Source organism: Streptomyces hirsutus, assembly GCF_001418415.1.
Taxonomy (GTDB): Bacteria; Actinomycetota; Actinomycetes; order Streptomycetales; family Streptomycetaceae; genus Streptomyces; species Streptomyces hirsutus.
The window spans coordinates 1-11771 of the sequence record NZ_LIQT01000580.1 but is presented as its reverse complement, the minus strand read 5'-3'; the positions used below and the strand labels follow the sequence as shown (position 1 = coordinate 11771).

The window sequence follows — 11771 nt, the reverse complement described above, 5'->3', positions numbered from 1 at the left end:
CTCGTCGAAGCGGGCGGTGAGGGTCTTGTGATGTCGCTGCGGGCCCCGGTGGGGAGGGACTGGATGTGGCAGGCCAGCCCGATCGCCAGGAGGGAGAGTTCCCGGTGCTGGGTGAGGTGGTTGCCGATCACCGTGAAGCGGGTGGTGTGGCGGGTGTTCTCGTGGACGACGCCGGCCGTGGGGTGCGCGGTGGGGCGTACAGGGGGTCGGCGGGTCGCCCGGGAGTGGAGCCGATCGGTGCCGTCGGCTGACTGGGCGCGCGAGGGCGCGCTAGGGTTTTGAATATCCATCGGGAAGGTTCTGGCTTCCTAGGTGGTCAGGCCCTCGCAGTGGGATGCCAGTCCCGGCGGGGGCCGAAGTATGTCCGCGGCCGGTGATCGGCGATCAGCGGCTTGGTCTGCGGTTGTTGCGCTGAGCGTAGGGGTGTGGGGGATCCGGAAATCCAGCCCGACCGGCGATGTTCACCCGCCCGAGTGAGTTTGGGAGTTGGCCTCCGGATGGGAGGAGGGGTGGGGTTCGGTGGGGTTCTTTCTCCCCCATGTTTCTTTGGAAAAGGCGCCCGAGGCACCGGAGCTCAAGAAATCGGGTTTCGGTGTGGTGAGGCCTCGGCCCTGTCGGATGAGGGTTGCCCGTTTGCGTCACTCGGCGTGGTGACGGGTGCGTACCGTGACAGACCACTCAACGCATGCAGAGGGTGACATTACGGCTGGAGGGTGCGCGATGACGGTCGAGGTGGAGGCGGGACGGCTCAACGGTGAGGCGGACGAGCCGGGGTGGGAGGTCGATCCGGACGACGAGTGAGGCGTCGCGGTCATCACCACCGTCGGACGGCAACTGAAGCTGCGCCGCGAGTCGATGGACATGAGGGTCCCCGAGTTCGCGGCGGCGATGGGGTACGGGGACGACCTCGTCTGCAAGGTCGAGAGCGGGAAGCGGATTCCCCAACGGGATTACCTGGTCAAGGCCGACGAGGTGCTGAACGCGGGCGGGCTCGTCGCGGCAGCCTGGGAGGACGTGAAGAAGGTCCGGTACCCGAAGACGGTTCGGGACATCGCGAAGTTGGAGGCGCGGGCTGTCGAACTGACGGCATACGGGACCCACAACCTTCACGGGTTGTTGCAGACAGCGGATTACATGCACGCCCTGTTCGAGATGCGGCGGCCGGCGCACTCACAGGACCAGGTGGAACGGCTGGTGGCTGCGCGAATGGCCCGCAAGGTGATCTTCGAGCGGGATCCGGCCCCCGAGCTGTGCTTTGTCCAGGAAGAGGCGACCCTCAGGCGGCCACTTGGGGGCAAAATGGTGTTGCGCCGTCAGTTGGAGCATCTCCTGGAGTTGGGGCGAATGAGGAACATCGAAATCCAGGTGATGCCGATCGACCGTGCGGTGCACGCGGGTATGGGAGGCGAGATCCAAGTGCTCAAATTCGCCGACGGTACGGCGGTCGGCCGAGCCGAGGGAGACTTCGGCAGCCGTCCCGTTTCGGAGTTGAAGCATCTTCGGATCATGGAACTGCGGTGTGGCATCATCCGGGCCCAGGCTCTCTCACCGGGAGAGTCGCTGGCTTTCATCGAGCAAGCGCTGGGGGATACATGAACTGCACGACGTCTGAGGAGAGCGGCTCGGAACTGCGGTGGTTCAAGAGCAGCTACAGCGACAGCAGTAACAGCAACGAGTGTGTGGAGGTCGCGATCACGCGGAGTGCTGTGCATGTCCGCGACTCCAAGAACGTCGAGGGCTCCCGGCTTACGTTGGCCTCGGTTGCTTGGTCGCACTTCGTGGCGTTCGCCTTGGAATCCTGATCCGCAGGGCCTCCGCCGGGGGTGCCCCCGGGTCGGCGTGGTCCAAGAGCGGCTGCAGCGGCAACGGCGACAAGTGGGTGGAGGCCGTGATCGTGCGAGGTGCGTGCACGTCCGGGACTCCAAGAGCATGGCGGGCCCGCGGCCCGCAGTCGCCACGGACACGTGGGTGCATTGCTCGTAAGGCGCCGGTCATCCCGTACGGGGCCAGGGGGAAGGCGTCCCTCCAGGTGGTGCGAGGCATCCGAAGGTGGCGTTGCGGGTGGGGGCGGTCGGCTGAGCGTGCCGAGGCGGGCACCCGCGCTCAGGGTGTGGCATCCGGTCCCCGAAGCGTGAGCACTTTGGCTGTTGTTGTCGTGATGGCGCCCATTTGAGCGCTCACGTGACACTTGCCCGCCGACTGCTCACGTTCTTCGGCACGGTACCCGCTTCCGGTACTCCGCCCTCGGCCGGACCACCGCGGATCCCACCCCGTCGTGCCGAGCTGTCCGAAGAGGCCATCGAGGACATCGAGGAGAGTGGCGTCGATCCCACGCCGGCGCTGATCGAGCGACTGGCCACGGCTCTGGAAGCCGGAGCCCGCATCGACCCTCGTACCAGTCCCGGGTTCCGCTTCGAGGATCACGTGGCCTGACCGGTGCCGGCAGGCCGGGCACCCGGCGTTGCGCGGTCACGTCTCCTCCGTACGTATCGGCTGCTCGGCTGCTGTCCCCGCACGTCACCGAAGGCGCTCTCGCGGTCGGGAGGTGCCCGGCATCCGTGCGGGGCAGCGCGGGCCCGGGCTGGGCTCGGCTCGCCGGACACCCTTGGCGCGGTACCTTCGACCTCACGCCGATCAGGGCCGATGAGGAGAGTGACCGTGAGCATGTTCGTACGGCCTGCGGACGAGGGCGCCGACCCGTTTGGGACGGCGCGGCTGCGGCGTGGGGTGCTGGATGCCTGGGCCGCCAGTCCCGCCCGGTTCCGTGAGGACGCCAACGCCGAGGAGGACCTCGTCCTCGGCGGGTACCGGGACCGCCTCGTCGTCGAGCTGGCGCAGAACGCCGCCGACGCCGCCGCCCGCGCGGGGGTGCCGGGGCGGCTTCGGCTCACGCTGCGCGACGGGGTGCTCGTCGCCGCCAACACCGGTGCTCCATTGGACGCGGCCGGGGTCGAGTCCCTGTCCACGCTGCGGGCGTCCGCGAAGCGGGATGACGCCGAGAGGGCCGTGGGGCGGTTCGGGGTCGGCTTCGCCGCCGTCCTCGCCGTCACCGACGAGCCCGCCCTCGTCGGCCGGCACGGCGGGGTGCGGTGGTCGCTGGCCGAGGCCCGGGAACTCGCCGGTGACAGCGCGGGGCACAGCGCCGGTCTGGGCGACGAGATCCGCCGGCGCGACGGGCACGTACCGCTGCTCCGTCTCCCGTTCGCCGCCGAGGGCACCGCCCCCGACCCGTACGACACCGCCGTCATCCTGCCGCTGCGCGACGCGGCCGCCGCCGACCTCGCCGAGCGGCTGCTGCACGCCGTCGACGACGCCCTGCTGCTCGCCCTGCCCGGTCTGGAGGAGGTCGTCGTCGAGATCGGCGACGCCCCGCCCCGCACCGTGCGCCGCGGCACCGACGGCGCCCTCACCGTGATCGATGACTCGCGGGACGGCACCACCCGCTGGCGTACCGTCGCCGCGCACGGGCCGCTCACGCCGGATCTGCTCGTCGACCGGCCGATCGAGGAGCGGCTGCGCCCGCACTGGTCGGTGACGTGGGCCGTGCCGGTGGACTCCGACGGCACCCCTGCCCGCCCCCGCACCAGCCCGGTCGTGCACGCGCCGACGCCGAGCGAGGAGCCGTTGGGCGTCCCGGCCCTGCTCATCGCCTCCTTCCCGCTGGACTCCACCCGCCGGCACACCGCCCCCGGCCCGCTCACCGACTTCCTGGTGGAGCGCGCCGCCGACGCCTACACCGAGCTGCTCGCCGGCTGGCGTCCGGTGACCGCCGGGATCATCGACCTCGTGCCCGGCCCGCTCGGCCGGGGTGAGCTGGACGGCGCCTTGCGGCAGGCCGTCCTCGGGCGGCTCCCGCGGACCTCGTTCCTGCCGCCCGCCGCCGAGCCGGACGGGCGGGGCGAGGAAGACGAGGGGGACGAGGGGAGCACGGAATCCGATCTGCCCGAGACGCTGAGGCCCCGGGACGCCGAGGTCGTCGAGGGCGCCGGCGCCGACACGGTCCGGGTCCTCGCCGAGGTGCTGCCCACCCTCCTGCCCGCCGGGCTCGAACGGCGGGCCGAGCTGCGCACGCTCGGGGTGGCCCGCCTCCCGCTGGCCGACGCGATCGACCGGCTGGCCGGGCTGGAGAAGTCGCCCCACTGGTGGCGGCGGCTGTACGAGAGCCTCGCCGGCGTCGACCCCGACCGGCTCTCCGGACTGCCCGTGCCGCTCGCCGACGGCAGGACCACCACCGGCCCCCGGCAGGTGCTGCTGCCCGGCGTGGAGACCGCCCGGATCGACCCCGAGACGCTGGCCCGGCTCGGCCTCAAGGTCGCCCACCCGGACGCCGCGCACCCCCTGCTGGAGAAGCTCGGCGCCCTCCCGGCGACCCCGCGCGCGGTGCTCACGACTCCGCAGGTGCGGGCCGCCGTCGCCGCCTCCCTGGACGACGAGGGAGCCCTGAACTGGGAGGACGAGGCACTCGACGCCGACGAACTCGCCGACACCGTGCTCGGGCTGGTGCGCGACGCGGACCTCGAACCCGGCGACGAGCCGTGGCTGGGCGCCCTCGCGCTGCCCGACGAGGACGGCGAACTCTCCCCGGCCTGCGAACTGGTCTTCCCCGGCGGCCCCTTCGCCCAGGTCATGCGCGAGGGCGAACTCGCCGCCGTGGACGCCGAGCTGGCTCGGAAGTGGGGCGAGGCCCCGCTGGCCGCCTGCGGCGTGCTGGTCGACTTCGTGCTCGTCCGCGCCACCGACGTCGTCCTCGACCCGGACGAACTCGAGCCACGCGAAGGGGACTTCGCCGAGCCCGACGACGTGGGCCTGCTGGACGCCGTGGACGTGTGGAGCGAGGACGTCCTCGACCGCTTCCCCGACAGCCCGGTGCCGCCCGTCGCCACCGAACTCGTCGCCGTGCGCGACCTCGACCTCGTGGACGACGACCAGTGGCCCCGCGCCCTCGCCCTGCTCGCCCGCCCGCCGCTGCGCGACGCGCTCACCCAGCCGGTCCGCGTCCTGCTGCCGGACGGCACCCACGAGGTCGTACGCCCCTACACCGCGTGGTGGCTGCGCGGGCACCCGGTGCTCGGCGGCCGCCGCCCGGCCGGCCTGCGCGCCGCCGGGAGCGACCCGCTGCTGCGCGGCCTGTACGACGAGGCCGACGCCACCGGCTTCGAGGACGAGCAGGTGCTGCGGACCCTCGGCGTCCGTACGTCCGTGTCCGCGCTGCTCGAGGAACCGGGCGGCGGCGCCGAACTGCTCGACCGCCTCGCCGATCCCGACCGCGAGGTCACCTCCGGCCAGCTGCACGCCCTCTACGGGGCGCTGGCCGACCTGGACCCGGAGCAGGTGACCCTGCCGGACGAGCTGCGCGCGGTGGTCGACGGACGGGTCGAGGTGGTGGACGCCGCCGACGCGGTGGTCGTCGACTCGCCCGACCTGCTGCCGTTCACCGAGGGCATGGCCCTGCTGCCCGTCCGTCCCTCGCGCGCCGCCGAGCTGGCCGAACTGTTCCAGGTGCGGCGGCTGAGCGAGTCCGTCACCGGGGAGGTGGACACCGAGGGCACCGAGCACGACGTACCGGAGCCGGTGCGGGTGCTGCTCGGACCGGGCACCCCCGCCACGTACGTCGAGCACGAGGAACTCGTCGTGGACGGCGTGGAGATCGACTGGCGGCTGACCCGCGACGGGGTGCTGCACGCGGCCACCCTGGAGGGCGTCGCCGCCGGGCTGGCCTGGGCGGCCCGGGAGTGGCCGCGCCGGTTCGAGGTCGCGGCGCTGCTGGAGGACCCGTCCAGGACCGAGGAGCTGGCCAGGGACCGCTGGTTCGACTGACCGGAGCGGGCGGGCCGGAGCCGGGGGATCGCAACGGGTGGGTCGAAACGGGTGGGCCGGGGCCGGTCCGGCCCCGGCCCACCCGTCGAAGGCGGACGGTTCGGTTATGGCGTGGGCGCCTGCGAGCCGGACGCCTCCTCGAGCGCCTCGAGCTTGCGGGCGAGCGTCGCCGCGTCGTACGGGCCGGTGTGCCGGCGGTTGCCGACGAAGAACGTCGGGGCGCCGCGGGCACCGCTGGCCTCGGCGCTGGCGGCGTCCGCCCGGACCCGGGCGGCCGTCCTCTCGTCCTCGAGGTCGCGGAGGAACCTCTCGACGTCGAGTCCGAGGTCGGCGGCGTAACCGGCGGTGTCCTCGTACTCGAGCTCGTCCTGGTGCTCGTAGAGCAGGTTGTGCATCTCCCAGAAGCGGCCCTGGTAGTCGGCGGCGACGGCCGCCCGTGCGGCGAGTTCGGCGTGCGGGTGCACGTCGGGCAGCGGCAGGTGCCGGAAGACGTAGCGGAACCGGTCGCCGAAACGCTGCCGCAGTTCCGCGGTGACGCCGGTGGCGCGGGCGCAGAAGGGGCACTCGAAGTCGCCGTACTCCACCAGGGTGAGCGGTGCGTCGGGAGGCCCGAGGATGTGGTCCGTCTCCGGGTCGACGGGGCGGTCCAGGTAGCGCGGAAGGTCCGCGTCCGTCTCGCCGCGCAGGACGGCGGCCAGATGGAACACCAGCCAGCCGACGGCGACGGAGAACACGGCCGCGAGCAGGACACCGACGGTGGCCTCGGCACGGATGACCGGGTCCTCGAAGGCGAGCCCGACGATCAGCAGGGAGACGGTGAACCCGATCCCGGACAGGACGCCGCCGCCCAGGACATGGCCGTGCCCCACCCCGGTCGGGAGCTTCCCGAGGCCGGTCCGGGTGCCGAGCCAGGAGCCGCCCCAGATGCCGAGGAGCTTTCCGAGGACGAGACCGACGACCACGGCCCAGGTGACGGGGGACGTCAGGGCGTTGGTCAGGACGCCGTTGCGCAGGTCGACACCGGCGTTGGCCAGCGCGAACACCGGGACGATGATGTAGCTGGACCACGGGTGGAGGACCGTCTGGAGCCGCTCGTTGACGGAGACGGCCTTCTGGAGTCCCCTGCGTGCCGTCTTGCCGACGTCCGCGAGGGGGGACTGGCGGAAGGCGCGGAAGAGCCGCGCGGCCTGCTCCACCCCCTCCCGCGACGGGCTCGTGGCGGGGATCAGGAGACCGCCGAGCATGCCGGCGATGGAGGCGTGGAGGCCGGCCTGGAGGGTGGCGAGCCACATCACGAGGACGACCAGGACGTACGGGGCCGCCTGCCAGACGCCGAAGCGGGTCAGCGCGGACAGGATCACGCCCAGGACGAGCGCGATGATCAGTTCCGGCACGCTGATGCTGCCGGAGTAGACCACGCCGATCACGGTGACGGCCACGATGTCGTCGATGACGGTGATGGCCAGCAGGAAGACGCGCAGCTGTGTGACGAAGCGCGGGCCCACGATGGCGAGTGCGCCCAGCATGAACGCCGTGTCGGTGCCGATGACGATGCCCCAGCCCATGGCGGCATCACCCCCGGGCGCGATCAGCAGGTACAGCAGGATGGGCACGGCCATGCCGCCGATCCCGGCGAGGGTCGGGATCATGATCCGGCTGCGGCTGTTCAGCTCGCCCACGGAGACCTCGTAGCGGACCTCCAGACCGATGACGAAGAAGAACAGGGCCATCAGCCCGTCGTTGACCCAGTGCCCCAGGTCCATCGACAGCTCGGCGTTGCCGAGGGAGAGGGACAGGTCGGTGTGCCAGAGGGAGGTGTACGACTCCGACCAGGGCGAGTTCGCCCAGACCAGGGCCACGGCCACCGCCACCAGGAGCAGACCCGCGCTGCCCGCCTCGGTCGCCATGAACTTGCGGACCGGGGTGGACAGCTGGGCTCCCAGCTCACTCCTCCGCGACTGGGACTGGGAGTCCCCGGACTTCTTCGTGCGCCACATCATCAGGGACTCACCGCCCTGGTCCGGCCTCTGGCCGTGGCCGGCCGGCGAGGGAAGAGGGGAATGGTGCTTCGGTCAGATCGCTGATCTTGAAAATTTCTACACATGTTTTCCCATTCTCGTACAACCATTCGGTGGAGCTCCGTATCTGATCAGGTGAGTCAACAGACTCCATGGTCACTCGGGTCCCGGGTGTGACGACGAGCCGTTGGGTGACGTACCCAAAAACGTCGACCACCGGGGCCCCTTTCTCCACGTGGAGAACGCATGCGTATTCGCGCCACCGTCGCCGTGGTCTCCGGCGCCCTGGCCCTCACCGCCCTCGCCGTCCCGGCCGCGCAGGCCGACGGTCCCTCGTTCCGTGAGGAGGCCGCCGCCGCCTTCGCCGGCTCCCACAGCGCGCCCGCCGCCCGGTCCACGTTCAGCGCCGCCGCCGTCATCGGGGACCTCGACGTCTCCTTCTCGGGCCTCAAGGTCGCCAAGGCGGTCAAGGTCGGGACGACGAGCAAGGTCTCCACCACGGTTACCTACAAGATCAAGCACGGTGCCGGTGTGGACATCACGTCCGAGGACTTCGCGACCGGCCCCTACCTCTACAAGGGTTCCTACGACGAACCGGTCAACCTCCTGTTCGGCGAATACGCGGCGACCTGCACCGCGACCTCGTCGACCACCGCCAACTGCTCGGGCAAGATCGACATCTACCCGGCCGACGGAGAGTTGATCAACTCCGATGCCGGCACCTGGAAGGCCGGGGCCCTGGCCCTGGACTACGTCACGGAGGAGTTCGCCGACGAGGGCGGCCTCGGCTCCACCCTGCTCCAGCGCACGTCCAAGCTGACCGTCAACGCCGCGCCGGAGCCCGTGAAGAAGGGCAAGACCATCACGGTCACCGGCAAGCTGTCGCGCGCCAACTGGGAGACCAACAAGTACGCCGGCTACACCAACCAGTCGGTGAAGCTGCAGTTCCGCAAGAAGAGCTCCAGCACCTACACCACCGTCAAGACCATCAAGACGAACTCGACGGGCAACCTGAAGACCACGGTCACGGCCTCCGTCGACGGCTACTACCGCTTCAACTTCGAGGGCACCTCGACCACCCCGGCCATCAAGGCCGCGGGCGACTTCGTCGATGTGAAGTAAGTCACCCCGGGCAACCGGTCACGCAGCCCCACGCCTCTCGAGGCGTGGGGCCGCGTCGGCATGGGGCCGGTACCCGCCCGCCGGACCGGGCGCTAAGCGGGGAAGCGCCGGTCGACCCACCTCCACAGAACCTCCAGGACGGCCGCCGCCGCCACCGCGATGCCGACCGCGGCCCACGGCATCGTCAGCCCGACCAGCTTCAGCGCGAAGAACTCCTGGAGCCACGGCACGACCAGCACCAGCAGGAACCCGGCGCCCATCGTCGCCACCAGCCCGATCCGCCACCACGTGTACGGGCGGGCGATGATCGCCAGCACCCACAGGGAGATCAGGAACAGCGTCAGCGTCGCCGCGCTCGTCTCCGCGTCCAGCGCGCCCTCACCGCTGTAGTGGTGGCGGGCGAGCAGGTAGGTGGCGAAGGTCGCCAGCGCGGCCAGCACGCCGCCCGGGATCGCGTACCGCATGACCCGCCGTACGAAGTGCGGCCGCGCCCGCTCCTTGTTCGGGGCGAGGGCCAGGAAGAACGCCGGGACACCGATGGTGAGCGTGGACAGCAGCGTCAGATGGCGCGGCAGGAACGGGTACTCCACCTGCGAGCACACCACCAGCACCGCGAGCAGCACCGAGTAGACGGTCTTCACCAGGAACAGCGTCGCGACCCGGGTGATGTTGCCGATCACCCGCCGCCCCTCGGCCACCACCGACGGCAGCGTGGCGAAACTGTTGTCGAGCAGCACGATCTGCGCGACCGCCCGCGTGGCCTCCGAACCGGAGCCCATGGCCACCCCGATGTCGGCGTCCTTCAGGGCCAGTACGTCGTTGACCCCGTCGCCGGTCATCGCGACCGTGTGCCCGCGGGACTGGAGCGCGCCCACCATGTCCCGCTTCTGCTGCGGGGTGACCCGTCCGAACACGGTGCCCTCGTCGAGCGCCCCGGCCATCTCCTCCGGCTCGGAGGGCAGCCCGCGCGCGTCGACGACGGTTCCCGTCAGCCCGAGCTTCCCGGCCACCGCGCCGACCGACACCGCGTTGTCGCCGGAGATGACCTTGGCGTCGACGTCCTGGTCGGCGAAGTACGCCAGCGTGTCCGCCGCGTCCGGCCGCAGCCGCTGCTCCAGCACCACCAGCGCGACGGGGCGGACACCGACGGCGACCTCGGGGTCGTCCAGGGCCCGCTCGGCACGGGCGAGGAGCAGCACCCGCAGGCCCTGTTCGTTCAGCCGCCCCGTGCGGGCCAGGGCCGGGTCGTCGGCGTCGAGCAGGACGTCGGGTGCGCCGAGCAGCCAGGTGGAGGCGGGGGAGCCGGTCCCGTCGTCCTCGGCGAAGGCGGCACCGCTGTACTTGCGGGCGGAGGAGAAGGGCAGGGCGTCGGCGCGCCGCCAGTCGCCGGGGGCGGGGTAGGCCTCGGCGATCGCCCGGAGCGAGGCGTTCGGCCGCGGATCGGAGACGCCGAGGGCACCGAGCACGTTCCGGACGTACGGCTCTTCGGTGCCGGTGCCGGTGCCGGTGCCGGTGCCTGTGTCGAGCAGGTGCAGTTCGGTGACGTCCATGCCGCCCTCGGTGAGGGTGCCGGTCTTGTCGAGGCAGACCGTGTCGACGCGGGCCAGGCCCTCGATGGCGGGCAGCTCCTGCACCAGGCACTGCTTGCGGCCCAGCCGGACGACCCCGATCGCGAAGGCCACCGAGGTGAGCAGCACCAGCCCTTCGGGCACCATCGGAACGATCCCGCCGACCGTGCGGGCGATGGAGTTCTTCAGCTCGTTGTCCTTGACGAACAGCTGGCTGATGATCAGCCCGGTCGCGGTCGGGATCATCATCCACGTCACGTACTTGAGGATCGTGGAGATGCCCGAGCGCAGCTCGGAGTGGACCAGCGTGAACCGGGACGCCTCCTCGGCGAGCTGCGCCGCGTACGCCTCGCGCCCCACCCTGGTCGCCTGGAAGGCGCCGCTGCCCGCGACCACGAAGCTTCCGGACATGACCTGGTCCCCGGGCTGCTTGACCACGGGATCGGCCTCGCCGGTGAGCAGCGACTCGTCGATCTCCAGCGAGTCGGCCTCCGCGCACACCCCGTCGACGACGACCTTGTCACCCGGCCCGATCTCGATCAGGTCGTCCAGCACGATCTGCGAGGTGCCGATCCCGGCGCTCACCCCGTCCCGGCGCACCGTCGGCCGTGCCTCGCCGATCACGGCCAGGGAGTCCAGGGTCTTCTTCGCCCGCCACTCCTGGACGATGCCGATCCCGGTGTTGGCGAGGATCACGAAGCCGAACAGGCTGTCCTGGAGGGGCGCGACACCCAGCATGATCACCCAGAGGACGCCGATGATCGCGTTGAACCGGGTGAAGACGTTCGCGCGGACGATCTCGGTGAGCGACCGGCTGCTGCGCACCGGCACGTCGTTGACCCGCCCGAGGGCCACCCGCTCCGCCACCTGGGCGGAGGTCAGGCCGGTCACCGGTGAGGTCGGGGAGGCAGGCTGCGCGGCACCGGCCCGCGTGTCCGCGTCGAGAGGCGTCATGCAGACGACGGTACGGGGGCCGGAAGGGCTTCACCCACCGGATGCGCCGAAGATCCGACCCGGGGAGGAGCGGGGGTGGGCCCGTGGTGGTACGGGAGGCGCGGGCGGTCGGCCGACGGACCTACCGGCCGGGCCGTCAGTCGGCCGAGGGGGTCGGGGAGGGGCCGCGGAGGGGTTCGGCCTCCGGGGTCCCGGAAGCCGCTTCCGGGGCGTCCACGGTCTCCGAGGTCCGGGCCGCCGCCTGGGCCGCCTGGGCTGCCTGCGCGGCCTGTATGCGCTTGATCGCCGTGTC

6 protein-coding genes and 2 pseudogenes are annotated in these 11771 nt (G+C 71.5%); 5 read left to right on the top strand and 3 right to left on the bottom strand.

What is annotated here, in order from left to right; all coding sequences use genetic code 11:
• Window positions 1-290, bottom strand: a pseudogene (locus AOK11_RS44195) (hypothetical protein); the annotation flags it as partial.
• Between the two features lie 430 nt (window positions 291-720).
• Between AOK11_RS44195 and AOK11_RS34895 the strand changes: the two are divergent.
• The 4 genes and pseudogenes from AOK11_RS34895 to AOK11_RS34880 all read left to right on the top strand — a co-directional run bounded on the left by AOK11_RS34895 (window position 721) and on the right by AOK11_RS34880 (window position 5817).
• A pseudogene (locus tag AOK11_RS34895) lies at window positions 721-1596 on the top strand (helix-turn-helix domain-containing protein).
• Complete coding sequence (locus AOK11_RS34890; RefSeq protein ID WP_055597663.1) at window positions 1593-1802, top strand: DUF397 domain-containing protein; 210 nt, start codon at window positions 1593-1595, stop codon at window positions 1800-1802. Before AOK11_RS34895 ends, AOK11_RS34890 begins: the two are co-directional and overlap by 4 nt.
• 379 nt (window positions 1803-2181) lie before the next feature.
• Window positions 2182-2433, top strand: coding sequence for a hypothetical protein (locus AOK11_RS34885; RefSeq protein ID WP_055597662.1), 252 nt, complete (start codon window positions 2182-2184; stop codon window positions 2431-2433).
• A gap of 225 nt (window positions 2434-2658) precedes the next feature.
• Window positions 2659-5817, top strand: coding sequence for a sacsin N-terminal ATP-binding-like domain-containing protein (locus AOK11_RS34880; protein ID WP_055597666.1), 3159 nt, complete (start codon window positions 2659-2661; stop codon window positions 5815-5817).
• A 104-nt stretch (window positions 5818-5921) separates the two neighbouring features.
• On the opposite strand, the gene nhaA is transcribed toward AOK11_RS34880, so the two are convergent.
• Window positions 5922-7814 carry a Na+/H+ antiporter NhaA gene (gene nhaA, locus AOK11_RS34875; RefSeq protein ID WP_055597665.1) on the bottom strand — a complete coding sequence of 631 codons (1893 nt, stop codon included), beginning with the start codon at window positions 7812-7814 and terminating at the stop codon, window positions 5922-5924.
• A 267-nt stretch (window positions 7815-8081) separates the two neighbouring features.
• Between nhaA and AOK11_RS34870 the strand changes: the two genes are divergently transcribed.
• Complete coding sequence (locus tag AOK11_RS34870) at window positions 8082-8957, top strand: hypothetical protein (protein WP_055597661.1); 876 nt, start codon at window positions 8082-8084, stop codon at window positions 8955-8957.
• Between the two features lie 92 nt (window positions 8958-9049).
• Here AOK11_RS34870 and AOK11_RS34865 read toward each other — a convergent pair whose 3' ends face one another.
• Window positions 9050-11479, bottom strand: coding sequence for an HAD-IC family P-type ATPase (locus AOK11_RS34865; RefSeq protein ID WP_055597660.1), 2430 nt, complete (start codon window positions 11477-11479; stop codon window positions 9050-9052).
• Window positions 11480-11771: the final 292 nt, after the last annotated feature.